Source organism: Bacillus sp. PPSBB_2, from assembly GCF_045291115.1.
Classification (GTDB): domain Bacteria; phylum Bacillota; class Bacilli; order Bacillales; family Bacillaceae_G; genus Bacillus_A; species Bacillus_A cereus.
This window is the reverse complement of record NZ_CP147983.1, coordinates 1,016,476-1,039,957: the sequence shown is the minus strand read 5'-3', so window position 1 is coordinate 1,039,957 and position 23,482 is coordinate 1,016,476. Positions and strand designations below refer to the sequence as shown.

Sequence of the window (23,482 nt, the reverse complement as noted above, 5' to 3'; positions counted from 1 at the left end):
AAACATCATTATTTTAAATTTTTATGTATCTAAAAATGCGGCTTGCTTCAATTTACTTATCGCTTGTCTTTTAATACGAGAAACGTGCATTTGTGAAATACCTAACCGTTCCCCTGTATCTTTTTGATTTAAATTTTCTCCAAATATATAATGAATAACACTCTTTTCCGTGTCATTTAATACGTTAAAAATATCCTTTAAAACGAGACGCCTTTCTGTCTCTTCATATCCTTGCTCTACTTCACCTACAGATTCAATTCTCGCTACCGAACTACCATCAGATGCATTTTCAACTACATCATCTAAGGAAGATACTCGATAATTATTTTTAGCATCCATAATCTCTAGAACTTCCTCTTCCGATAGTCCTAAATGATTTGCGATTTCTATAATCTTCGGCGAACGTTGCAGGTGATCTGTTAACTCCTCTATCGCAAGTTTAATTTTTCCGCCTAAATCTTTAATTCGCCTTGGAACGTGAATGCCCCAAGTTTTATCGCGTAAATACTTCTTTATTTCCCCTACTATCGTAGGTATTGCAAAAGGCTCAAAAGCATTCCCTATCGAATAATCATACCTTCTTATTGCACCTAAGAGCCCTAACATGCCTACTTGTATAATATCCTCATGCATCGGCCCGCCTTTTGAATAGCGATATGCAATGGAATATACGAGATTTTTATAATGATCAACTAACCTTTCCTGCGCTTCATTACATTGGTTTTGTTGGAAGTCTGCAATTAGTTTAATAACGTCTTCTTTAGTAAGAGTTGTAGGTTGAGATTGGATTTCCATCATTCTCCACCTGCTCTCTTTGTATATATTTTGTCATTAAAACTGTCATGCCCTCATCATGCATGATTTGTATATCATCCATTAACGTATTGATTAAATATAAACCTAAACCATTTTCCGGCAAATGTTCTACTGGTTTACTAATATCATACGGGCCAACCTTACTTCTTAAGTTATTAAAATCAAAGCTAACCCCATTATCCGCAACCATAATTTCTAATCGATCTTCATATAGTCCAAAGACAATTGCAATTTCTCCAACGTCTTCTTTGTATGCATGTTGTACAATATTTGTACATGCTTCACTAATAGCAATTTTCATATCTTCTATATCGTCATAAGCAAAGCCCATTCGATTTGCAACACCAGCCATTGTTAAACGAATAATAGCCACATATTCTGCCTTTGCAGGAATTTTCATTTCTATCTTTTCAAATCTCTCCATCATCCCTAGTCACCTTCTTTCTACTTTTTCAAAATCGGAATTCAAATTTAATATTTCTGTTAACCCTGTAATATCAAATAATCTTTTTAATCTTTTAGATACACCAATAAACTCTAGTTTTCCATCATTTTTCTTAACTGCTTTTAATAGCGCTATAAAAACACCTAAACCAGTACTATCCATATAATCTACGTTATGAAAATCTACTACAATCTGAACCTCTTTTTCGCTTGCAATAGGCATAATCTTATTTTTTAAATCTGATGCCGTATACGCATCAATTTCACCATTAAGTTGTACCGTATAACCTACATCATTTTGCAAAATATTTATTCCTAAATTCATCATTTCCGCCCCCTTATCTCGAACTTTTACTATTTAATTACCCATAAAAATTAGTTTTAAACATATTTTTTTATTTTCATTATAAATAAATTTTCTACACCTTTCTCGGCTTAACACGTAAAAAATACTACCAAATGTTTAAAACTTATAAATTTGTGTATGTATAATGTATAAACATTATTTTTAGGGGGATCTATCTATGGAAGAGCACAACTTTAAAAAGGGAGATTTTGTTCAATTTTCTTATCGACACGATCATGCTACAAAATTAGTTGGTTCCATTATTAATATACTAACGAATACAATTGTAGTTGATATAAGTAATAGCGAGGACTTATCTCATATAGAACCAAGGCAAGTCGTAAGAATAAATAATTGTAAAAAGGTAACGATGGCTTAATACATAATAGAAAGTGTAATGTTAATGAGTGGGGGGGGCTTCATCCTCCACTCATTCCTATGTAAAATACATAAAAAAGCATCCAAATTAGTTTAATTGGATGCTTTTTTATGTATTTTTATCAGTTCATTAACTTTATAACTATATATAATAAACTTAAGATTACTATTTATTATCATACTTACGCTTTCCGCAGCATTCTAGAGAAGAATGTAACGATTAAAATAAAGACGATTGCACCTAATAACGCTGGAAGAACAAAAATGCCTCCCCATTCAGGACCCCAATGACCAAATAACGCACTACCTACCCAAGATCCGATTAATCCGGCAATCACGTTTCCAACTATACCTAACGGAAAGTCTTTTCCTGTAATCATTCCAGCTAACGCACCAATAAGTCCACCTACAATACACGTAATAATACGTCCCACAATTAAACCTCCTATATTCGTTTTATATTGAATTCATCAAGCTTTAGTATGTAACTAAAGCTTGATGAACATATATTATTCTTTATTATCCAATTCATCACTTATCTTTTGTTTCACTTTTCCGACTTTTTCTTTTATCGTTCCCTTCGTTTTTTCCCACTTACCTTCATTTTTCAACTCTCTATCTTCTGTAACTTCACCAATTCCTTCTTTTACTTGTCCTTTTTTCTTTTCAACTTTACCTTTAACTTGTTCTTTTAGTCCGTTCTCACTCATATTTACAATCTCCTTTTCGTAATAGATTTATAGATTTAAAGGATACAAATTTAAATAGAATACATGCATCTTCTTTCTTGTAACCATTCACCGACTCTTTCTAAATCCTTAACGAATAACAAGATTTTCCCTTCATCCAGTTTTTCTTCATAAAAGTTCGCTTCTTCCTCATTAAGCCCTAACTCTTGCATTTTATTTCTTAACTGATCTCCTGTTTTTTGAAAGACGTTAATAATGCTTGTCCCAAGTCCCTCCTCTTTTATCCCAATTGTATTCACGTCTGCATTGTCCGCAATTCTATCTGTCCTATCTTTCTCATGCGTTAATACGTAAATATCTTTTTGGTCTATTCCTTTTTTCACGAGATCATTCGCCGCATTCATGACCTCTTTCTCCGTAATAAATTCATATACAAAAGGTTTACTATACTTCGTTTCCATCTTTAACTTCCTCCTTTAAAATGAATTATTTGTTATATTATATGTAGTACACCCATTTTCGAAATGTTAAACATAAAATATGAAAAAAGTTATGTGAATTTTGATTTTAATAGAGAATGAACATCATCATTTACCACTTTAAAACATCTTCTCCTTACAATAACTACCTAAATTAACAGAAAATTGTTATAATTAAACTTGAGGAGGGATACTATGAAAAAAATCATATCTATATGCGCTCTAACCGCTCTATCTTTCAATTTAATAGGTTGTACAAGCACCTCGGCTACAGATAAAGCTTCACAAGTTAAGCAAGAACATAAACAAAATACCTTTCAATTAAATTCTGCTAATATTACAGACATTGAAATACTGAAAACAACAAATCATACTACTTCCAAATCTCAAACAGACAACGAAAAAATGATACAATCTATCGTTTCAGCAGTCCAAAAAGGCACTCCTAAACAAATCACACTAGATCAAAAAAAGAGAGAATCTGCACATTCTACTATTACTGTTACATATAAAGATGACTCAAAAGAAGAATTTCTTGTGTGGGCTGATAATAAGGAGCAAATTTCGATTGCTAAAGATGAGAAGAAAGATAAGGTAGAAGGTGTGATAGTGAATATTAAAGATGCTAAAATAATGAAGGATTTCTTTTAAAATTCTAATTAACGTTAAAAAAAAGTAGGATTACATCCTACTCTTTTTTTAATCATGCTCAATAAATAGACCTTTATAAAATCTATTTAAGGTCTAATTTTGCTAAATCATGTTGTAAAACATTATTTCCTTCTTGTGGGTTAAATACGATTGCACTAAGACCAAAAACATTCGTAACAACATCTCTATCTTTCGGACGAATGATTCTTACTTCATAAGCAAAAAGTGCTGGAGGAAGAGCTGCTGAACGAAAAGTAACATATCGATTAGGTGGCAATGTTTGTGTTGAAGGGTCTATTAATGGTAATAATACCGGAGAACCTGATGACCAATCAAACATTTCAACTGTTACTCTACGAGTATCATCTGGATCAACATTCATAGCTTCAACAGTAAGAAATAACGTAGCGGAATGTCTACGTAATACACCCGTTGATAAAGTTTCATTATGATGTTCAAAGCATTTTTTTGGAGGGTGACCATAGCCATAACTCATACCAATTCCCCCCTTTCATTTACAATTAAGGACAAGTATTCCTTATAATATATAATGCTATTATTCTTTTATTGAAAGGTATAAAAGCGGATTTCTATCTATATTATTAGATATTTTATTTTTCATTTATTCGCTCTTAAATAATAAAGTGAAACTTTATTCCAAACAATATTGCTATTGCACCAAAGTAAAACAAACTGGACAACCTAGATTTCAAACTGTAAGATTAGATGTTGGTGAAATCGGGCAGCAAAGCATATATAGAAAATAGGTGTTAATGTTGAAAATCAATAAAAAATTTGAACCATTAATTTTTAATATCTTTATGATTTTAGGCATATCTAGCATTATCTCTTTCGTCATGGTTTCAATGAATGTTGGATATACAGCTTTATTTCTCAAATCATGGATGAAAACATGGGGAATTGCTTTCGTACTTGCATTTTTAGCTTCTAAATTATTACCCTTTGTAGTTAAAAAGATAATGAAAATCTTCATTTTTGTTGAGAATGATGCTTAAGAATAAAGTGATGTACTGCGTAGGTTCATTCCAATTAAAAGAGTTTATTATCACAAAAACTTAACCTAGTAAAATGTTTCAAATCGAAGGAAGACACCTTAAAGGTTGTCTTTTCTTTATAAGAGGGTGTTGCAAAACTCATAAATATCCAAAAATGAATGCATAAAAAAATCCGTTTTCCTGGAAAAATGATAGTAACCGAAACTATCTCCAGAAAGGACGGATTTACTAGTATGATAACCAAATTTGATGAAAATCAATCCATTTTACAGATTTTATTTGCATACGTAGACAGTTTAACTATTGAAGGCGTTCCGCCTGTGACAGGTCGCCCACCAATCTGTAGAAAAGCCTTACTGAAATGCTTTTTCTTGAAAACTGTATTTCAAATTGACTCTTTACGCAAATTAACACGTTTTTTGCATCAATATCCTTCATTNCTGTATTGCTTCAGGATATAAAAGATCAAAATGTGTTATTTTCCGTTGCAGATGCTGCTTACGATAGTCAACGTATTTATGAAATTGCACGAACATGTAACATCTTTGCCATGAATCCAATCAATCCTAGGAATGGTGAACAAAATAAGAGTACACATCGTCGTGTATTATCTCATTTTATACAAACTATCTTTGGTAAACAATTGATGAAAGAACGTAGGAAAATTGAACAACAGTTTAGTAAACTCAAAGATAAAGGGTTGGAACAGCCACGTTGGTATGGTCAAAATCGCTATCTATTGCATGTTCAGCTAGTTTTTTTGATTCATAACATTGCATGTTTATTTTAGTTTTGCAACACCCTCTTTATAAGTAAAAAAAGCCCGCCTATTTCCGTAGGCGGGCTTTATCTTTATTACACAATACGAAAGTATACTCTCTTTTTCACTGAAATTTCATGTAATTATACATATTCATGAAAATAGCAGAATTAAAATATGCCAAAATAAAAAATGAGCTAAATCCCCTAAATAGCTATATAGAGATGAAGTTGTTATGACAACATATTTTCCACTTTCAACTTAGTTATCATTAGAATGTTTTTCTACAAAATCAAGGATCCTAGCATTAACTTCGTTAGAGAACTCACCATTGATTGCGTGAGATGCATTTTTCCAATTAACTATATCAATATCTTTAACGTATTTTTTTCCAGTTTCAACTGCTTTTACCGAATTGTGCATTGTACTTTTTTCAGCTATAAGTGCAAGCACTGGAATATCAATATTTTTTAAGTCTTCTTTACTAAATAAATCAGGCGCTGGCGTTTTCAGTTTATAGTTACGCATACCCGACTCGATTAACTTAGCGATAGGCTCATCGTCACTTGCTTCTGCTCCTCCAGCAACATAGCTTAACATCTTTTCTCTTAAAAACTTAGGGACAATAGGAACGGAAGCTGGAATAGATGCCAGAATCATTTTTATGGATATTTGCGCAAATACAAAGACTGGATCTAATAAACTAGCCGTAGCAATATGCTCAGGATTATATCTGGCCAAGTTCATTGTTGTCCACCCTCCAATGGAGACACCTACGATATGCACTCTTTCTAAACCTAATCCTTCAATTACTTCATTTAACCATTCTGCTTGTTGTTTTTGGTTTTCAATCACCTTCGTTTGCACACTCATCCCAGGTTCACCTAGTAAATCTATCGTATAAACAGGCCTTTTTTCTCTTAGACCTTCTAAATTAGGTACCCACATTGGAGTAGATGCACCACGTCCAGGGAGTAAGAGTATTGGTTCCTTATGTTTGTTTTCCTCTTTAGTAAAATAATAAGCACGAATTGTGCCATATTTCGTTTTTATATTTTTCGTATCGTTAGGTTTTGGAAGGAGTGCCATTGATTCATCGTAGGCAATTTGAAAGTCTTCCTTTCCTTTTTCAGATGTAAAGTGACCAACCTTATTATCATGTCTCTTCATTTGAATGCCTCCTTTCTACAACTATATGGATGAACTTTATCTATATATTCATGGTAATTATCCATTGAATTTTTATCTTCTTTAAGACAAGACTCTCATTTAGAAAAAAGAAAATCGTACGTTTAGATACAATTTGGCAACAAACTAACTGTTTTTTGTACATTAATAGACAACTACTGCAAGAATTATAGTTTTTATGTTTTCACTTATCTTTTTAATCAGATGAATGCTTTTTTAGTACATAATAAAGTGAAACTTTAATCAGTGGGGGGTTCATCGACCACTGATTATTAGCTCACACCAATCGGGCTTTTACGGTCAGCCCGCCCCCCACCTAACTTCTTTGCTTCCGCTGAATTTTGAGGTGGGGGTCTTACTACCCGTTAATGCGAGATAAAAAATATAAAAAAATATCCAGAAAAACTGTCACAAAATCCGTTTTTCTGGTTTCTCTATAATACAGGTATCAAATTGAAAGTGAGGTTTAAACGAACATGTTAACCATAGAAAATGAAGAAAGTCATGCTTCTAATATGACCTTTGAAGATTTATTTAAGCAGTACTATGCTTATGCTGTGAAACAGATTATATGGATTGTTAAAGATCAATCTATCGCTGAAGAGTTAGCACAAGAAGTATTTTTACAATTATATCGTAGCGATTGGAAAGGAATTAAAAATATACCTGGATGGTTGATTAAATCTTCTACTTATGTAGCTTATAACCATTTTCGATTTGAAAAAAGGCAGCAAGCGAAGATTGATAAGGAAATACAATACCATGAAGTACAAAATGTATCATCATTAGACGATGATTGGATAAGAAAAGAAGAAATTACAAAGGTCCAAACGACACTAAATAAAATGAATGATCGAGAACGAACCCTTTTACTAATGAAATTCTCTGGTTTTCAATATAAAGAAATTGCAGAAGTACTTCAAATTGAAATATCTTCTATAGGAACATTATTAGTCCGAGCCAAAATGAAATTCCGCAAGATTTATAAACAAATAGAGGAGGCATAACAAATGAAATGTTATGATATCGGGTTTATTCAAACATATATTGATGGAGAACTTTCTCATGATATAAGAAAGGAATTTACAAAGCACCTAGATACATGTGAAGCATGCCAAGATTTATTAGTAGAAATTAGTAAATTAAATCAATGGGAAAACGTAATGCTAGATGAAGAATCTGCAAATTCACCACAAGAAATCAAAATTGATATAGAACAAGCATGGAAAACATTTGAAAGTCGTTCCAAGTTAGACAACGTTTCTAATATAAATTACAAAAAACAACAAAAGAAAGGCATCTTTACAAACATGAGTAAAAAATCAAAATGTTTCATTTATACAGCAGTAGCTGCAGCTGCACTTTTCATAACAGCAATGATTCCACAAGTACAAGTGGCGGCTACAAATGTCGCTTCATATTTTTCTGATGCAATTACAAATGATAAAGTTGTAAATGAAGGAATAAAAGATGAAAATGGTATCACACAAGATATGATGAAGAATGGTAAATATATTCCTATTGATGAAAAAATTACAGATCAAGGTATTACTGTACATCTCAAAGAATTATTTATCGCAGATTCACGTATATCAGTTCATTATAGAATGGAAAAAGCTGACGGAAGTTTAGTACCATTTGAATTTGATACATCAGGATTAGATCTCCAAAGTGATGGTATAATTAATGGACAACAAGAGGAAAACCCTGAGATTAAACATGATGGGAGACTATCATTTATCCATGATTCAGATGATCGTCTTCCTTTTGAACTTATGGCAGCAGGTAAAAAATTAAATGAAGTGGGCATTCGTGATAATGATAAACCCGAAGGTGTCGCTACATTTGTTATAGTTCCTGGAGGAAAAGACGATTTTAAACAGCCCCTTACTTTAGATGTAAATATAACTAGAATTGGAAAAGTAATTGGATCTTGGAAAGCTCAAATTCCAATTGATACTTCACATTTGAAAAATAATACGAATTAACATGAAAAAAAGAATAGAACAATATGTATCTAATTCTCAGTTTATATGTTTTCTTGTTTTCGTTACATTTATTTCGTATATAGTTTTTACTCTATCTTTTATTTATGATTTAAGACCATTATAAGAAAAAGCCCTCTAAAAAAGTAGGAAAATAAATAACCGGTTTCTTAACGTATAAGGAATCGGTTATTTTGTATTTAAAATGCGTCTAAACGTACAATTTTCTTTTTATAAAAAAGAATAGACACCCTAAGGTGCCTTCCTCCGACTTGAACCATCTTAATTTTAATAATATGTATTGGACTCCCGTCCAACTATTATTTTACCACGTTAAGTTGTTTTGTTTATTGAGAAATACAATGTTTTATTTATGCTAATCTTCTGTATTAGTTCATTTTGTAGTCCGTGCAGCGGTTAACAAGAAAATAATAGCATTGATGACACCTAAAAGTCCCTGCTTAATCCACATAGATAATGCAGCATTTGTGCCAATGGCTAGAAAAATAAGCATTACTGTGTATCTATTGAATCTCAGTATAGACAACCTCCCGATGGGACTATATTTAAGGAAATTTCATTATTTTTTTGTTCCGTAAAACATTGTACTTCCTAGTGAAGAGAAATTCAGTTTTACTTCTATAACTCGCCCTGTTTCCACTCTTTATTATGGATATCTAATCCTTCTTGACCAAAGAAATGGAGAATAAATTCTTTTTCATCACTATCAATTTTTTTAGCTAGTTTAGATCCCTCCATACTTTGCTTTTTTCCTGAACGTAAATAATGAATTTCTTCAAAGTCTTTAACTACAGATTCGAACTCTCCATCATACCATTTGTTCAGAATAGATTCATATTTTGGTCTTTCATCATTATTAATAACATTTAAGTTGTTTTTTAAGTATTGAATGTTTTCTTTCGTCATTTGAAATCGCCCTACATCACGGGTACCGGAAACATGAAGATTATTCCCATTGAATTTGAGTTTTTGTAAAGACATATGTATCATCATATCATTTATAGTTTGCTCGTTTTGAATTTCACCAATCGACTGTGCCGCTTTAGAGAGTTCATCTTCACTTACTATATAACTATCTTTTTGCTGCTTTTGAATGGTTTGAACTTTCGGTTTTTCCTGAACCTTTTCTTCTTGTTTAGGTTTTGATTCAGTTGTAGTCTTCTCATTTGAGCTACAAGCAGCCATTCCCATAAGCAATGTACCGCATGTTAAAGCCATTAGTAACTTTCGGTTCATTTTTTTCCGCCTATCTGCATTAGTTATTTTAAACAGTTTTTTAATGTAAGATTTCTCATCTCATAGTAGCAAAGAATGTATCTATATATTGTCATGTTTTGTCGAAGAATAATAAAAAAACAACCTAGATCCTATAGGATCTAGGTTGCTTTTAATACGTAAACGTAATCGTCACTAAAGAATACCCTTCTTTCGCATTATAAGGCTCCGCTTTATAAGAAACTCGATTTGCCCCTTGCGGATAATCGATTTCGCCAATTGCCTTTTTCACATCTTGCAGTGCACCATTCATTGATTGCTTGTATAGCACTTCAATTTTCTCTGGTTTTGCACTATAGCGTTGCTGCATTTTATTTTTTAATTCGGTATAGTTATTTGCGATATATTCATTTCCTAAATAGTTTAACTTTGTATCTTTTAATATTTGTTGATATGCAGGCGTTTTCGTACTACCTGCCGCAATTTTGTTTGTCAGTGTACTATAATAATTCGTTGTAGCTTGCGGGTAGTCTCCGCGGTTCCACTCATGATTTCTTGCGATTTGTTCATCTGATAAATTGAAATACGAATACGTGACGCGGCCCTGCTCATCTGGCACTGGATCATCGAATGTTGTATCAAGGTGATACCATTTGTTTTCGATTTTCACTAAATTCCAAGCATGAGGTTGTCCGTCCCCAGTTCCTGTCACAAAATGATTTTCAATTCCTGCTTCTTTTAATAATTGATAAGTTAATAGTGCGTAACCTTGGCAAACCGCAGAACGATTTACAAGTGCTTCATATGCTGTGTAAGCTTTATAAGACGTATCATAAGAAACATGCTTTACTACGTAATCATGAATCGCCTTCACTTTTTCGTGATCATCCATTCCAACTTGAGTAATAGAAGAAACGATTGCTTTCGCTTGTTTCATGACATATTCCGTCTGTTCTTTCGTTTCACGATATGTAATCTTAAGCGTAAACGTATAATTTCCAGGTGATCCAGAAAGTCCATATGAAACATTCGATCTATTATTATTTGTATACTCATTTTTACTTGCAACTTCTTTATATGCGTTAAAAAGTGTATTCATCACTTCTTCTGTATTATTATTTTTCGTTTTATATGGAAGTGTAATATTTGTCTCGTATGTATTAATACGCTTTTGTACTTCCTCTTTAAAAGCTGTTAATAATGCCGCATCTCCTGTGTCTTTCACATCGGCATTTTTATATTTCAAAGTTTTATATAAAAACTGCGCATACTGTTCACGTGTTACTGTGCCATACGGTTCAAAATTCCCGTTCCCTGTGCCATCTGCGATTCCATTTGACTGCACCGCACTAATTGCATTTTCTGCCCAAAATGGATTTGGAACATCCTTAAAGGTATGTTTTTGTTTTGCCGCAAGATGGAAAGCATTTGTAAGAATTTGTGCCATTTCCGCACGACTCACAGAAGCTTTCGGTCTAAATTGGCCATTTTCATCACCTTTAAAAACTCCTAAATTCGTTAAAGTTAACACCTCTTCTGGGAACATTGTAGAACTTTGATTAATATCACCGTAAGGATTTTTAAACGTAGATCCATCCTTTAATACGTAACGAGTTCCACCATTACTAAACGAACCGCCTTGTTTATTTGGTACTAACACTCGATAAATTAAAGCCGCAACTTGCTCCCTTGTCGCAACATCTCCAAAACCAAATATCCCATTTCCATAACCGGAAATAATATTCTTACTCGCTAAATCTTTAATCGCAGGATATGACCAATGTGATGTCGGCACATCAGAAAAAACACCCACTTCAGCAGCTTTTACATCGCTGCCATTTGTATATAACAACGCACCACCAATCAGTGATAATGATGTAATTGATTTTAATAGTTTTGTATACATAATGTCTTCTCCCAATACGCTCTCTATTTTTGTTGGTTTATGTCGAAAAATCTAAAAATATGACAAAATATATTATACAATTAAAAGTTTTTGAGGGATATATTGAATTTTAAAATATGCAAAAATTCATATTAATATATTTTTCCGTATTAATATTATGTTGTTTTGCTTGTGAATATATATAAGTAGTCAAGTCAACACAAATAATAAAAAGACAGCTATCCATAGATAGCTGTCTTTTTATTGAATCCAATTTAATTATTTTGAAAATCTAGCATACCCCAAGAAGTGCTTTTGAGTGTATGAACTATTTATCTTACTTTTAATTACACCTGTTGTTTCGTCAGCAGCATGAATATATTCACCATTCCCTAAATATATTCCTAAATGAGAAGGACCCGCTTTATATGTATTCTGTAAGAATACTAAATCTCCTGGTTGAGGATCACTTATTTTTGTAACCATTCCCCAGTATCCTGCAACACTTGTTCTCACAATGTTATATCCATTATTTTTAAATACGTAATAAATAAAGCCACTACAATCAAATCCATTTGGTCCTGTCCCAGCTTCAACATACGGCTTTCCAAGTTGTTTTAAAGCTAAATCAATTACTCCAGAAGAACCAGAATCTGTTTGGTTTAGGTTCATCCACTTGTCGCCTTCCCATGTTTTAATCTTCAACCATCCACTAGTTGTCCCATCTATTACTCTAAAATTCTGCGGACTATATAATGCTCCAGCGTTTGCTTTGCCTGAACTAAATGAAGGCTCGTTATACGCATAGAATGCTTTTTCTATGAACCTTTCTTCTCCATCTAGATTCAGCCATTTCTCGCCTTCCCATGTTTTAACCTTTAACCATCCATTAGGTGTCCCATCCACAACTCTAAAATTCTGCGGATTATATAATGCTCCAGCGTTTGCTTTTCCTGCATTAAATGAAGCTTCGTTATACGCATAGAATGCTTTGTTTATGAATCTTTCTTCTCCATCTGGATTGATCCACTTATAACCTTCATAAGTACTTACCTTCATCCAGCCATTTTCTTTTTTTTCTACTACTCCCCAATTTTGCGGGTTAAATGGTGCTCCATAATTTGCTTTCTGTGCATTAAATGAAGGCTCATTATATGCATAAATCGTTTTGTTGACGGTAATTTGTTCAGCCGCAGGATTCATCCATTTTTCGCCTTCCCACGTCTTAAATTTAAGCCAACCATCTGTTGTTCCATCTACTATTCTAAATGTTTGTCGCCCGTACTTCGCTCCAGCATTCGCAACCTTTGATGAGAGAGAAGGTTCATCATATGCATAGAAATCTCCCATGACACGTTCTTCCCCATTCAAGTTAATCCAAACTGGACCTTCCCATGTTTCAATCTTCCACCAGCCATTATCTCTTTTTTCCATGACTCCTACATTTTGAGCACCATACTCTGATCCGCCATTTGTTTTAGCTGAATTAAAAGATGGTTCTTTATACCCATAGAATGATTGATTCACGTATTCTGAACTATTAGCAGCGTGAGTTACCATACTGAATGTCGAGATAGATAGAATAAAAAACAATAAGATTCCTATACTTTTCTTAAACATAAAAATATCCTCCCTTTTATTTTGTCTAATATATAATTTTCGAAGCAAAGAATAGATATATCCTATTTCATTATTTTAATTCTCACTTTTTTACGTCCCCATTCACGTGCTTGCTTTTCTGTAGGAAACAGAACATCAATTTTATTGCCTTTAATAGCCCCACCTGTATCTCCAGCAATTGCATCACCGTATCCTTCAACCCAAACTTTCGTTCCTAGTTTAATAACTTTAGGATCAACTGCAATTAACTTGATGTTAGGATTTTTTCCTATGTCTATTCCAGACGCCGTAATCCTTTCATTTGGTGGACTACCTTCTACACTATATGCAGTAGCTTCCACGTAGAATTCTACGCCTGTATCTTCCGCATTTAAATTCATCCACTTGTCGCCTTCCCATGTTTTAATCTTCAACCACCCACTAGTTGTCCCATCTACAACTCTAAAATTCTGCGGACTATATAATGCTCCAGCGTTTGCTTTGCCTGAGCTAAATGAAGGCTCGTTATACGCATAGAATGATTTGTTTATGAATCTTTCTTCTCCATCTAGATTCAGCCATTTCTCGCCTTCCCATGTTTTAACCTTCAACCATCCATTAGGTGTTCCATCCACAACTCTAAAATTTTGTGGCCTATATAATGCTCCAGCGTTTGCTTTTCCTGCATTAAATGAAGCTTCGTTATACGCATAGAATGATTTGTTTATGAACCTTTCTTCTCCATCTGGATTGATCCACTTATAACCTTCATAAGTACTTACTTTCATCCAGCCATTTTCTTTTTTTTCTACTACTCCCCAATTTTGCGGGTTAAATGGTGCTTCATAATTTGCTTTCTGTGCATTAAATGAAGGTTCATTATACGCATAGATTGTTTTGTTGACAGTAATTTGTTCAGCCGTAGGATTCATCCACTTGTCGCCTTCCCACGTCTTAAATTTTAGCCAACCATCTGTTGTTCCATCTACTATTCTAAATGTTTGTCGCCCGTACTTCGCTCCAGCATTCGCAACCTTTGATGAGAAAGAAGGTTCATCATATGCATAGAAATCTCCCATGACACGTTCTTCCCCATTTAAGTTAATCCAAACTGGACCTTCCCATGTTTCAATCTTCCACCAACCATTATCTCTTTTTTCCACGACTCCTACATTTTGAGCACCATACTCTGATCCGCCATTTGTTTTAACTGAATTAAAAGATGGCTCCTTATACCCATAGAATGATTGATTCACATATTCTGAACTACTAGCAGCGTGAGTTACTATACTAAATGTAGAAATAGATAAAATGAAAATTAATAGCAATGATACGCCTTTTTTAAACATATAAACTTTTCACCTCTTCCTTTTTTTAACAGTATATTACCATAAGTACATTAACATAAATTTCTTTATTTATCTATAATTTACCATATTAATTGGTAAACAATTTAGATTATTATATTTCTTTTAAACCCTCTCTATTCAAGGCATAATTGGGTTCAATGTAATATGAAATACAAGATATGCAATATTGCATATCTTGTATTTTTTATATTAAATTATTAATCTATTCCTTTCTTATACAAAAGTATCTAATTTTTGCTAGTTTCTCTTCTTTTTAAAATAACTATTTAGAGATAGTTTTATTAAATTTTTCACTACTAGTCACAAAAATATCTTATAATCTTTATATAATAAATTAATGTATTAGGGGTAGATAAAATGCCAGTTACACTCGAACTTATTCTTTTCATTCTTATAGCAATTAGTGCTGTTGGCTATTTAATAAAAGAATTTCAAAAAACTAGGAAACGAACACTTGGAATTTCACTAGAATTTTTAGTTCTTTTCTGGTCAATATGGAGAATATCAACTATCATAATCTAATTTATAAAACATGAATTCCTTCGAATGAAGTGAAACTCTAATCAGCGGGGTTATAGGATAAATTTACCAGTATTTTTACCACAACATCCATGTTAAAATCCCTTGTGAGTACGACATAACTCGACCTTATGAAGCTCCGCAGCTTTTATCGCGGAGCTTTTTTTATTTAAAATAACTATTTTGTTCACTTTTTTGATACATTTACGAAACATTCATATGTTACGTTATATAAGTCCTTTTTTAAATCTTATTCATTCTAGCAAAAAGTCCTAGTCCCCCTAGGGCTTTTTGCATTCAAACAATGAGTTGTATTTTTTCTCAATAACCGAAACTACTTAAGGTGGTAAAATAATAATTGGACTGGCATCCAATACCATATTACAATGGAGCAAATCGCAAGAAGGCACCTTAGGGTGTCTTTTTTATAGAGAATCGGTTTAAAAACTACAAATAAAAGAACCTCAATAAATGAGGTTCAAAAAATCTACTATTTTAAATTACCTTCGTAAAAAGCAACTCCATTTTGAACATGTTTTAAGTACCACGTAATCGTCCCGCCACAAACATTTTCATTAAAACTATTAGCATATACTCCATTTGAGTAATAAAGAGTTCTTTTGAATTTACCATTAGAATACTCATAAGGAATTGAGCATGTGGCTTGCTTCGGAGAGCTCACAGCTTTTTGTGTATCAGCTGAAGCTGCACCAATTCCTCCTGTTAATGCAATACCTGTTGCTAACGCTCCTACTACTAATTTCTTGAACATAATAAATCCCCCTTTAATAGTTTTTATAGATTACAACTTAAATGTATCACTTTTATAATTTATGTAAATATCTTGAATATGTAGAAATATTTATTTAATTATTGGTAATATTGGAATTTCATTTTATCAAATGGAAAATAGAGGAATTGGAAAGGCATGTGAAAATACAGCTAGGTTTATATTAAATGAAAGTGGTTCAAGTCGGCGGAAGGCACCTTAGGGTGTCTTTTTTGTACATAAAAAAATCTCACCATCTTATAGAAACGATAAGCCCTTTAAAACAATAATTGCAACTATATTAATTTTACATTACATTAAGGTTAGAGAATGTTCTTATTTTAATAAAGTGCTAAATAGTAGGTGGAAAAATGGAATTTAACGATTTGGGTATTACCATTAAAGAACTTAGAATCAAAAAAAATATATCACAATCCGAATTATGTCATGGAATATGTTCACAAAGTCAAATTAGCAAGATTGAAAAAGGTATGATTTATCCATCTAGTATATTGTTATATCAATTATCAGAAAGACTTGGTATTGACCCAAATAATATATTTGCACTAACTCAAAACAAAAGATTAAAATATATAGAAAATGTAAAATACGTAATAAAAGATTGCTTAAAGCAAAAACAATATAAAGAACTTTATGAAATAGTAAAAAAAGAGAAAAACTTAAATAATTTTCAAACAAAAGATGAGAAACAATTTCTAATGTGGCATGAAGCAATTGCTGTATTTATGGTGGATAAATCAATAAAAACTGCTTTAGATTTTTTAAATCATGCATTAAAACTGACTTTAACTAATTCTGATTTTTTATCAGAAAGAGAAATAGATATTATGCAAACAATGGCTATATTTTATGCAGAAAATAAAGAATATGAAAAAAGTATTAATATATTCAAAAGATGTTTAACTAATTTTAATAAATTAGATTTTCCTAGAGATAAAGAAATTAAATTAAAACTCATGTTAAATTTAGCAAAATGTTTCGACTTCACATATCAATATGAAGAGGCAATAAAGTACATTGATAAGGGTATCAAATTAGCAATTAATCTACATACTTTATACCTACTAGGTGAACTATTCTATTTAAAAGGTCAGTGTTTATTAAAAATGAAACAACATAATGTAGAAGATGTTATTTATAACTGGAAAAAAGCATTATTTATATTTGAACTAACAGAAAAAGAATATTATACAAAAGTGATACCAGATGAACTTATTGAATTACAAAATAAAAAACACTCATAATTTCATAAAAACTACTTACAAATCCTATAGAAAAAATCCTTATAGCTTTTAAACTTAGATCGATAATATTAAAATAATTTAAGCCGGCGGAAGGCACCTTTAGGTGTCTTTTTTTTATTTTTACAAGGACCTGCTCAATTAATTCTTAAAAACATAATAGGGAATATTGTTTTATTTATCTCATTTTCATTCATGCTATATATAAAATTCGTTAATAAACCCACCTCAAATACTAGTTCCTTTTATAAGCCGTTTTTTTGATGTAGATGACATTATTCTCAATACAATAGAATGAATTATTGGAACATACTTAGCAATATATATCAAAAAAACATAAAAAAAACCCTTCACCTTAAGGTAGAAGGGATCTTCAAATTTCCGTAAAGATAACCCAAAGCGTATGTGCACCTGCATCTGGATATCCTAAACTTCTTTCGCCAACTACCGCTCCTCTGCCGAAAAATCTTTCACCGATAGATTGTATGCCGTGAAGTGCTACTTGTAACATTTCAATTCAGATATACGACAGTAAAGAATACATCATTACAGTGTCAGCAAGAAAAAGTGTATTCTGCATTTCTGAAAACAGTAGATGGCAGATTATGACCTACTGAATCTGCTAAGAAAGAATATACAAGAACATCCTTAACATCCTCTCTATTTCCACTAATGATGACATCAAGGAAATCTTCTACTTGGAATTCTGGAGTAAACAACACAATCTTAGTTGTTCTGTTTGGTTCTAAAGAAACAAAAGTACGAGAGATTTCAACTAATTCATTTTGAGTTGGGAAAAAGGTGTTTCGACTTCTCTTAACAGTTACCGTTACATTACTAGTATGGCAACGTGAATCATTGTTTAACATAATGTTGAGAGCAGTTGGAATAATCCCATTTTCAGAAACTGGAACTCGAAACACTCCAGTAGATTTATGAGCCATATAATCACATCCTTCCAAAATAAAATATATTTACAATATATTAAATGCAAAAAACGTTCATTTTGATATGGACAAATTACATGATTAATATATCTATAATAACCCTCGGTATTACTAAGCCAATGTTTTAAAAGATTAACAAATATCGCGAGAACCAATCGAATGTATATTAAAAGTAAAAAGAATAAGTTGTCTAAAAGACCCCCTATTTTGAGCCAATAATGAGACATTATGTTAATCTTATATGTATAGTTGCACAAAATTGAGAAACTTAAGGAGACAGATAAATTTTATGAGAAAATTATCTATATTACTTACTTTCATTCTAGTATTAGTCAGTGTTACGGCTGCTTGCACACAAGATAAAACAGATAGTGCCGTTGAAAATGGTCCAATAGAAGAACCAACCGCAAAAAATGAAAATGAAGAATTAATAAATTTTGAAGAAAAAGAAGATATGAGCCGCTTGGAACAAGGTATTTTATTAGTTGGTGAGAGTGTTAAGGGAGGCTATTACTTGACCGCTGTTCAAAGTGCCTATTTAAATGCTAGCAACGATTCCGTCATTGTTAATGTCTCTGTAAAAAATGTACGAGGTCAAACGATTGGACTATCAGAATTAAAATATAACTTAAAAGATGAAAAAGATGGAAAGATTTATAAAGGAAAGGTGCTTGATCAAAACCCTTCTGATATACAAGTTAAACCAAATGAAACAGTAGAATTGAAAATAGCTTTTGAAGTACCACGTACCGCAGATGAATATATGTTTTATATTGAAAGCTCTTTAGACCCTCTACAAACATACTGGAAAATTGATAAGCTGCAATCACAAACAAACTAAGTCTAAAATAAGCAAAAAACAATGAAAAATTTAATATATATACAAATGAATACTATATAAACGTAAGACCATCGATTTAATGAATCGTTGGTTTTTTTCAAAAAATGCCCCATTAAAAACTAAGAGATAAAAAAGAACTAATCTCGAGAAGAGATTAGCTCAATATATCCAAAGCTATTATGGTACATAGTTTTATGAGCAAACGTTATATAATGTTGTATGGGATACATAACCTGTCATCCCTTTATATGTAACTTTTAACCACTGTTTAGAATTACTGTAATGACCTTGAACATATTCACCAGTTACCCATGTTCCAGTAATTTTCGTACCATCATTAAATGTATGTAAGACAGGTGAATCGACAGTATAACCACTGCGCATCTTTGCACCATATACACCTACCGTACCTCCCTTTGCACAAGCTGCTACTACATTTTGATTTTCAGTAGCATTCGTAGCCGCGAAAGCAGAGCCGTTAAATGTAAATAAAGTAAATATAAAAGCTGTTAGTACTGTACAAATAGATAAACGACGTAACAAAATAAATTCCCCCTTTTTTTATAATTTACTTCTTCACAAATGATTATCTTAAATATTCTAACTATTTTCAATATATTAATGTTGAGAAATATTAGTTGTATTTTTGAAATAAGATTTTATCAAAAATAGTAACAAACTCATATTTTACTGAGAAAGAACCGAAAGAAGTCTTCTACATATCAACTATATAAAAATCCCTCCACCTTAAGGCAGAGGGACTTTCCAATTCCTATTTCAAACTACCCGCAATCTCCGTAAAGATAACCCCAAGTGCATGTGCACCTGCATCTGGATATCCTAAGCTTCTTTCGCCAACTGTACCAGCGCGGCCCATGCGAGCTACGATTTCTTTCGTGTACTCTGCTCCTTTGACCGCTGCTTCTGCTCCTTTTTCAAAGGCAGTTTTTACGTCTACTTCGTTTGAGGCGCTATCTAACCAAGAATCTACACATGGAGCAAGTGCGTCAACAAGTGTTTTGTCACCAACTACTGCTCCTCTGCCGAATGATCTTTCACCGATCGATTGGATGCCTTGCAATGCTGCTTGCAGCATTTCAGCGAATTCTTTCACTGTTAACTCACGCTTCTCGCCTGCTGCTTTACTAGCTGCGCGGAATGCTCCGCCCCAAATTGGACCAGAAGCGCCGCCGCAATGTTCCATAATAATCATCGAACAACCGTCAAGGAATGATCCGATCGTTACGTTCTCTTGATCTACAATCGAATGCCACTCACGTTTTAATTGCTTAAATCCTTTTGCTACACTCATTCCGAAGTCGCCGTCACCAGCATGCGTATCTAGCTCACAGAACGGTACTTCATTTTTAATAATAATATCGCTCATTTTATCAACGAGATAAATCATGTTGTTTAATGTGATAACATTATTTTTTATCACAGCGTGTTCTTCCGCCGTTTCTAGTTCAAATGAAACTTCCTTCTCTTCTGTCTCTTCAAGTACATTTACGTACTCTACACTTTCAACTGGACCGTCTACTTTAAACGCTGGTGTATTACATTCTTTTGATAGTAATGTTTTTAGCTCTTCATCTAACTTCATTACCGTTAAAGACATACCAGCCATATCGATACTCGTCATATAGTTGCCGACGAATACTCTATTAATTTTAATGTTTCTAGCAGCTAATTCTCGCGTCACTGCATTGTTAAATAAGTAAAGTTCCTGCAGTGGTGTTCCGCCAAAACCGTTAACTAGAAGTGCGATTTCCTCGCCATCTTTTACTCCTAAATCTTTCATTAAATCATTTGTCATACGGTTAGCTAGTTCATCTGCTGACAGCATTTTTTCACGCTTAATTCCTGGTTCGCCGTGAATACCTACGCCGTATTCCATTTCATCTTCCGCAAGTGTGAAAGTAGGTGATCCGCTCGCTGGAACTGTACAAGACGTTAACGCTAAACCGATTGTGCGCACGTTAGCCGCTGCTTTTTCTGCTACAGCTTTCACCGCTCCTAAATCCATACCTTCTTCCGCTGCTGCGCCGGCAATTTTATGAACTAAAATAACTCCCGCAACGCCGCGGCGTCCTACTGTATATAGGCTATCTTCTACCGCAATATCATCGTCCACCTTTACGTAGTCGACTTCAATTCCATCTTCCGTCGCTAAATGCGCACCGTTTTTGAAATTCATAATATCGCCGCTATAATTTTTAATAATTAATAACGTACCTTTTTTACTAGCTGTCTCTTTAATCGCTTGGTATACCTGAATTTGTGAAGGTGACGCAAACACATCTCCGCACACTGCCGCATCTAACATTCCTTTTCCGACTAATCCTGCATGTGCCGGCTCGTGACCACTACCGCCTCCACTAATTAACGTTACTTTATTTTCGTTCATTTCTTTCTTCTTAATTACTTTATATTTTTTCAAAAGCTCAAGCTCTGGATGAGCCATAACCATTCCGTTACACATTTCCATTACTAATGTTTCTGGTTTGTTTATAATCTTTTTCATTGTAGTTCTCCCTCAATTCCTTTAATATATTGTGATATATTTGAAATCTTCTTCTTACTACTCATGTTAAAATGAAAGCGTTTTATAGTAAACGGACAAAATGGACAATCTGTCTAAAGACACCGCTCTCATTTATAGATAGGATTTTTATATTACTAACATTCTAGGGATGATTCAGATGACCTCTTCTATAATTTCTAAAAAGATAATCGCGAACTCATTGAAATATTTAATGGAAACAGAGTCGTTTCATAAAATATCAGTGAGCGATATTATGTTACACTGTCAAATGCGTAGGCAAACTTTTTATTATCATTTTAAAGATAAATTTGAACTACTAAGCTGGATTTATAGAGAAGAAACGAAGGAAAACATTATCGACTTTCTCGATTATGAAACGTGGGAAAACATTTTCGATTTATTATTTGATTACTTTTATGAAAATCAAAAATTTTACCGAAATGCTTTTAAAGTCATTGAGCAAAACTCGTTTAATCACTATTTATTTGAGCATACGAAAAACTTATATATGAAGATTATCGATGAACTATCTGTGAGCTGTGGATTCAGCCTTTCTGATGAGACAAAAAATACGATTGCCTCCTTTTATAGTCACGGCTTCGTTGGAACGATAAAAGATTGGATTGAAAGTAAGTGCGAAGTAGATTCTTCCATTATGTCTTCTCTTATGAAAAATATGATAAACAATCAATTACTACTATTACTGGAGCAATCAGCAAAGTAATTAAAGGGTGGCAAAAGCAATGAAAAAGATTATGAATGATGTACAAAATATCGTTCAAGATATGCTGCACGGCTTTTATTTTGAACATAACGACAAAGTAAATTACGACGAAACAAATAACATCATTTATGTAAAAAATATCGAAAAACTGGAGCAAGACGTCACTATAATAAGCGGCGGTGGTAGCGGCCATGAACCCGCTGATATTGGCTATGTAGGAAAAGGAATGCTTACAGCGGCAGTAAACGGAAGCATCTTCACTCCGCCTACAGTGGAACAAATTGTAGCGGCAACTCGCCTTATGCCAAAAGATAAAAGTATACTATTCATCATTAAAAACTTTAAAGATGACGTTGAGAACTTTCTTGCGGCTGAGCAGATCGCTAAAGAAGAAGGAAGAAAAATTGACCATATTATCGTAAATGACGACGTTTCAATTGAAGATGATGCTTCTTTTAATAAAAGAAGACGCGGCGTAGCTGGCACCGTTTTCGTTCAAAAAATACTTGGTGTGGCCGCTCTTGAAGGCCATTCTCTAGAAGAACTAACAACACTTGGCCGCTCTATCACTGAAAACTTACACACATTAGGAGTTGCCCTTTCCCCTGCCAACGATCCAGTAAAAGGAAAAGCTTCATTCACATTAAATGACGATGAAGTGTTTTATGGCGTCGGCATCCATGGCGAAAAAGGTTACCGTAAAGAAGCACTATCCTCTTCTGAAATATTAGCGATCGAACTAATGAACAAACTAAAAAGCATTTATCGCTGGAGAAAAGGAGACAACTTCGCTATCCTCATTAATGGACTCGGCGCAACTCCATTAATGGAACAATACATTTTCGCAAACGACATTCGCCGTTTGTGTGAACTTGAAGGATTGCAAGTGGCATTCGTAAAGGTTGGTACACTGTTAACTTCTTTAGATATGAAGGGTGTTTCGCTTAGTTTGCTTAAGGTAGAGGATTTGGATTGGGTGAAGTGGTTGAAGGCGGATGTTAGAGTGGGTAATTGGTAAGTAAAAATTATGATG

The 23,482-nt window shown here is 33.2% G+C and carries 26 protein-coding genes and 1 pseudogene; 10 read left to right on the top strand and 17 right to left on the bottom strand.

What is annotated here, in order from left to right:
- Nucleotides 1–21: 21 nt before the first annotated feature.
- From sigB to rsbV, 3 genes are read right to left on the bottom strand one after another with little or no spacing between them, the layout of a single operon-like run.
- Entirely contained in the window at nucleotides 22–798 is a 777-nt protein-coding gene (sigB, locus tag V6946_RS05090) for an RNA polymerase sigma factor SigB (protein WP_366982342.1), read from the bottom strand.
- The gene (rsbW, locus tag V6946_RS05085) at nucleotides 761–1,243 is read right to left on the bottom strand and encodes an anti-sigma B factor RsbW (RefSeq protein WP_000970575.1); all 483 of its coding nucleotides are present in this window, start codon (nucleotides 1,241–1,243) and stop codon (nucleotides 761–763) included. Before rsbW ends, sigB begins: the two co-directional genes overlap by 38 nt.
- Nucleotides 1,244–1,249: 6 nt before the next feature.
- On the bottom strand, nucleotides 1,250–1,588 hold the full coding sequence (gene rsbV, locus V6946_RS05080) for an anti sigma b factor antagonist RsbV (protein ID WP_002023450.1): 339 nt from the start codon (nucleotides 1,586–1,588) through the stop codon (nucleotides 1,250–1,252).
- 196 nt (nucleotides 1,589–1,784) lie between these two features.
- On the opposite strand from rsbV, the gene V6946_RS05075 reads away from it, so the two are divergent.
- A complete protein-coding gene (locus V6946_RS05075; protein WP_000391011.1) occupies nucleotides 1,785–1,985 on the top strand; it encodes a hypothetical protein in 201 nt (66 codons plus the stop codon).
- Nucleotides 1,986–2,166: 181 nt separating this feature from the next.
- Here the strand turns inward: V6946_RS05075 and V6946_RS05070 are convergent, their stop codons facing one another.
- From V6946_RS05070 to V6946_RS05060, 3 genes are all read right to left on the bottom strand, one after another.
- On the bottom strand, nucleotides 2,167–2,418 hold the full coding sequence (locus V6946_RS05070; protein ID WP_366982341.1) for a GlsB/YeaQ/YmgE family stress response membrane protein: 252 nt from the start codon (nucleotides 2,416–2,418) through the stop codon (nucleotides 2,167–2,169).
- Between the two features lie 75 nt (nucleotides 2,419–2,493).
- The gene (locus V6946_RS05065) at nucleotides 2,494–2,694 is read right to left on the bottom strand and encodes a CsbD family protein (protein WP_001293468.1); all 201 of its coding nucleotides are present in this window, start codon (nucleotides 2,692–2,694) and stop codon (nucleotides 2,494–2,496) included.
- Nucleotides 2,695–2,744: 50 nt separating this feature from the next.
- Complete coding sequence (locus V6946_RS05060) at nucleotides 2,745–3,134, bottom strand: general stress protein (protein ID WP_000448802.1); 390 nt, start codon at nucleotides 3,132–3,134, stop codon at nucleotides 2,745–2,747.
- 213 nt (nucleotides 3,135–3,347) lie between these two features.
- On the opposite strand from V6946_RS05060, the gene V6946_RS05055 reads away from it, so the two are divergent.
- Nucleotides 3,348–3,803, top strand: a complete 456-nt coding sequence (locus V6946_RS05055) for a hypothetical protein (protein ID WP_000720832.1) — start codon at nucleotides 3,348–3,350, stop codon at nucleotides 3,801–3,803.
- Nucleotides 3,804–3,885: 82 nt separating this feature from the next.
- Here V6946_RS05055 and V6946_RS05050 read toward each other — a convergent pair whose 3' ends face one another.
- Nucleotides 3,886–4,299, bottom strand: coding sequence for a hypothetical protein (locus V6946_RS05050; protein WP_000120217.1), 414 nt, complete (start codon nucleotides 4,297–4,299; stop codon nucleotides 3,886–3,888).
- Between the two features lie 280 nt (nucleotides 4,300–4,579).
- Here V6946_RS05050 and V6946_RS05045 point away from each other — a divergent pair, with 280 nt between their 5' ends.
- Both V6946_RS05045 and V6946_RS05040 read left to right on the top strand, forming a co-directional pair.
- On the top strand, nucleotides 4,580–4,819 hold the full coding sequence (locus tag V6946_RS05045) for a DUF2798 domain-containing protein (RefSeq protein ID WP_366982344.1): 240 nt from the start codon (nucleotides 4,580–4,582) through the stop codon (nucleotides 4,817–4,819).
- Nucleotides 4,820–5,052: 233 nt separating this feature from the next.
- Nucleotides 5,053–5,609 (top strand): annotated as a pseudogene (locus V6946_RS05040) (transposase).
- Nucleotides 5,610–5,840: 231 nt separating this feature from the next.
- Here the strand turns inward: V6946_RS05040 and V6946_RS05035 are convergent.
- Nucleotides 5,841–6,749, bottom strand: coding sequence for an alpha/beta fold hydrolase (locus tag V6946_RS05035; protein WP_002023421.1), 909 nt, complete (start codon nucleotides 6,747–6,749; stop codon nucleotides 5,841–5,843).
- A 494-nt stretch (nucleotides 6,750–7,243) separates the two neighbouring features.
- On the opposite strand from V6946_RS05035, the gene V6946_RS05030 reads away from it, so the two are divergent.
- Both V6946_RS05030 and V6946_RS05025 read left to right on the top strand, forming a co-directional pair.
- A complete protein-coding gene (locus V6946_RS05030) occupies nucleotides 7,244–7,774 on the top strand; it encodes an RNA polymerase sigma factor SigX (protein WP_000955512.1) in 531 nt (176 codons plus the stop codon).
- 3 nt (nucleotides 7,775–7,777) lie between these two features.
- Entirely contained in the window at nucleotides 7,778–8,755 is a 978-nt protein-coding gene (locus tag V6946_RS05025) for a DUF4179 domain-containing protein (RefSeq protein WP_000650417.1), read from the top strand.
- Between the two features lie 636 nt (nucleotides 8,756–9,391).
- Here the strand turns inward: V6946_RS05025 and V6946_RS05020 are convergent.
- From V6946_RS05020 to V6946_RS05000, 5 genes are all read right to left on the bottom strand, one after another.
- Entirely contained in the window at nucleotides 9,392–10,009 is a 618-nt protein-coding gene (locus V6946_RS05020) for a DUF6241 domain-containing protein (RefSeq protein ID WP_001080422.1), read from the bottom strand.
- 151 nt (nucleotides 10,010–10,160) lie between these two features.
- Nucleotides 10,161–11,894, bottom strand: coding sequence for an S-layer homology domain-containing protein (locus tag V6946_RS05015; RefSeq protein WP_000288190.1), 1,734 nt, complete (start codon nucleotides 11,892–11,894; stop codon nucleotides 10,161–10,163).
- Nucleotides 11,895–12,152: 258 nt separating this feature from the next.
- A complete protein-coding gene (locus V6946_RS05010; RefSeq protein ID WP_000474055.1) occupies nucleotides 12,153–13,493 on the bottom strand; it encodes a C40 family peptidase in 1,341 nt (446 codons plus the stop codon).
- 62 nt (nucleotides 13,494–13,555) lie between these two features.
- On the bottom strand, nucleotides 13,556–14,821 hold the full coding sequence (locus tag V6946_RS05005; RefSeq protein WP_366982104.1) for a 3D domain-containing protein: 1,266 nt from the start codon (nucleotides 14,819–14,821) through the stop codon (nucleotides 13,556–13,558).
- A 1,030-nt stretch (nucleotides 14,822–15,851) separates the two neighbouring features.
- Nucleotides 15,852–16,133, bottom strand: a complete 282-nt coding sequence (locus tag V6946_RS05000; RefSeq protein ID WP_000473814.1) for an LCI fold-containing protein — start codon at nucleotides 16,131–16,133, stop codon at nucleotides 15,852–15,854.
- 368 nt (nucleotides 16,134–16,501) lie between these two features.
- Between V6946_RS05000 and V6946_RS04995 the strand changes: the two genes are divergently transcribed.
- The gene (locus V6946_RS04995) at nucleotides 16,502–17,395 is read left to right on the top strand and encodes a helix-turn-helix domain-containing protein (RefSeq protein ID WP_406622253.1); all 894 of its coding nucleotides are present in this window, start codon (nucleotides 16,502–16,504) and stop codon (nucleotides 17,393–17,395) included.
- 370 nt (nucleotides 17,396–17,765) lie between these two features.
- Here the strand turns inward: V6946_RS04995 and V6946_RS04990 are convergent, their stop codons facing one another.
- Both V6946_RS04990 and V6946_RS04985 read right to left on the bottom strand, forming a co-directional pair.
- Nucleotides 17,766–17,903 (bottom strand): DAK2 domain-containing protein, encoded by a 138-nt coding sequence (locus V6946_RS04990; RefSeq protein ID WP_006925666.1) that lies wholly within the window; start codon nucleotides 17,901–17,903, stop codon nucleotides 17,766–17,768.
- Nucleotides 17,904–17,946: 43 nt separating this feature from the next.
- Nucleotides 17,947–18,336 (bottom strand): hypothetical protein, encoded by a 390-nt coding sequence (locus V6946_RS04985; RefSeq protein WP_000940665.1) that lies wholly within the window; start codon nucleotides 18,334–18,336, stop codon nucleotides 17,947–17,949.
- Nucleotides 18,337–18,628: 292 nt separating this feature from the next.
- Here V6946_RS04985 and V6946_RS04980 point away from each other — a divergent pair, with 292 nt between their 5' ends.
- Nucleotides 18,629–19,180 (top strand): DUF4352 domain-containing protein, encoded by a 552-nt coding sequence (locus V6946_RS04980; protein WP_001228901.1) that lies wholly within the window; start codon nucleotides 18,629–18,631, stop codon nucleotides 19,178–19,180.
- 192 nt (nucleotides 19,181–19,372) lie between these two features.
- On the opposite strand, the gene V6946_RS04975 is transcribed toward V6946_RS04980, so the two are convergent.
- Nucleotides 19,373–19,723: an SH3 domain-containing protein gene (locus V6946_RS04975; protein ID WP_000946193.1), complete on the bottom strand. Its 351-nt coding sequence runs from the start codon at nucleotides 19,721–19,723 to the stop codon at nucleotides 19,373–19,375.
- A gap of 229 nt (nucleotides 19,724–19,952) precedes the next feature.
- Nucleotides 19,953–21,704, bottom strand: a complete 1,752-nt coding sequence (gene dhaK / locus V6946_RS04970; protein WP_006917963.1) for a dihydroxyacetone kinase subunit DhaK — start codon at nucleotides 21,702–21,704, stop codon at nucleotides 19,953–19,955.
- 178 nt (nucleotides 21,705–21,882) lie between these two features.
- On the opposite strand from dhaK, the gene dhaS reads away from it, so the two are divergent.
- Both dhaS and dhaQ read left to right on the top strand, forming a co-directional pair.
- Nucleotides 21,883–22,449, top strand: coding sequence for a dihydroxyacetone kinase transcriptional activator DhaS (gene dhaS, locus V6946_RS04965; RefSeq protein WP_006917964.1), 567 nt, complete (start codon nucleotides 21,883–21,885; stop codon nucleotides 22,447–22,449).
- A 19-nt stretch (nucleotides 22,450–22,468) separates the two neighbouring features.
- Entirely contained in the window at nucleotides 22,469–23,467 is a 999-nt protein-coding gene (gene dhaQ / locus V6946_RS04960; RefSeq protein WP_006917965.1) for a DhaKLM operon coactivator DhaQ, read from the top strand.
- The last annotated feature ends 15 nt before the right edge of the window (nucleotides 23,468–23,482 follow it).

Coding starts and splice junctions, on each gene's coding strand:
- sigB (WP_366982342.1), bottom strand. CDS start 798: ATGATGGAAATCCAATCTCAACCTACAACTCTTACTAAAGAAGACGTT.
- rsbW (WP_000970575.1), bottom strand. CDS start 1,243: ATGATGGAGAGATTTGAAAAGATAGAAATGAAAATTCCTGCAAAGGCA.
- rsbV (WP_002023450.1), bottom strand. CDS start 1,588: ATGATGAATTTAGGAATAAATATTTTGCAAAATGATGTAGGTTATACG.
- V6946_RS05075 (WP_000391011.1), top strand. CDS start 1,785: ATGGAAGAGCACAACTTTAAAAAGGGAGATTTTGTTCAATTTTCTTAT.
- V6946_RS05065 (WP_001293468.1), bottom strand. CDS start 2,694: ATGAGTGAGAACGGACTAAAAGAACAAGTTAAAGGTAAAGTTGAAAAG.
- V6946_RS05060 (WP_000448802.1), bottom strand. CDS start 3,134: ATGGAAACGAAGTATAGTAAACCTTTTGTATATGAATTTATTACGGAG.
- V6946_RS05055 (WP_000720832.1), top strand. CDS start 3,348: ATGAAAAAAATCATATCTATATGCGCTCTAACCGCTCTATCTTTCAAT.
- V6946_RS05050 (WP_000120217.1), bottom strand. CDS start 4,299: ATGAGTTATGGCTATGGTCACCCTCCAAAAAAATGCTTTGAACATCAT.
- V6946_RS05035 (WP_002023421.1), bottom strand. CDS start 6,749: ATGAAGAGACATGATAATAAGGTTGGTCACTTTACATCTGAAAAAGGA.
- V6946_RS05030 (WP_000955512.1), top strand. CDS start 7,244: ATGTTAACCATAGAAAATGAAGAAAGTCATGCTTCTAATATGACCTTT.
- V6946_RS05025 (WP_000650417.1), top strand. CDS start 7,778: ATGAAATGTTATGATATCGGGTTTATTCAAACATATATTGATGGAGAA.
- V6946_RS05020 (WP_001080422.1), bottom strand. CDS start 10,009: ATGAACCGAAAGTTACTAATGGCTTTAACATGCGGTACATTGCTTATG.
- V6946_RS05015 (WP_000288190.1), bottom strand. CDS start 11,894: ATGTATACAAAACTATTAAAATCAATTACATCATTATCACTGATTGGT.
- V6946_RS05010 (WP_000474055.1), bottom strand. CDS start 13,493: ATGTTTAAGAAAAGTATAGGAATCTTATTGTTTTTTATTCTATCTATC.
- V6946_RS05005 (WP_366982104.1), bottom strand. CDS start 14,821: ATGTTTAAAAAAGGCGTATCATTGCTATTAATTTTCATTTTATCTATT.
- V6946_RS05000 (WP_000473814.1), bottom strand. CDS start 16,133: ATGTTCAAGAAATTAGTAGTAGGAGCGTTAGCAACAGGTATTGCATTA.
- V6946_RS04995 (WP_406622253.1), top strand. CDS start 16,502: ATGGAATTTAACGATTTGGGTATTACCATTAAAGAACTTAGAATCAAA.
- V6946_RS04990 (WP_006925666.1), bottom strand. CDS start 17,903: ATGTTACAAGTAGCACTTCACGGCATACAATCTATCGGTGAAAGATTT.
- V6946_RS04985 (WP_000940665.1), bottom strand. CDS start 18,336: ATGGCTCATAAATCTACTGGAGTGTTTCGAGTTCCAGTTTCTGAAAAT.
- V6946_RS04980 (WP_001228901.1), top strand. CDS start 18,629: ATGAGAAAATTATCTATATTACTTACTTTCATTCTAGTATTAGTCAGT.
- dhaK (WP_006917963.1), bottom strand. CDS start 21,704: ATGAAAAAGATTATAAACAAACCAGAAACATTAGTAATGGAAATGTGT.
- dhaS (WP_006917964.1), top strand. CDS start 21,883: ATGACCTCTTCTATAATTTCTAAAAAGATAATCGCGAACTCATTGAAA.
- dhaQ (WP_006917965.1), top strand. CDS start 22,469: ATGAAAAAGATTATGAATGATGTACAAAATATCGTTCAAGATATGCTG.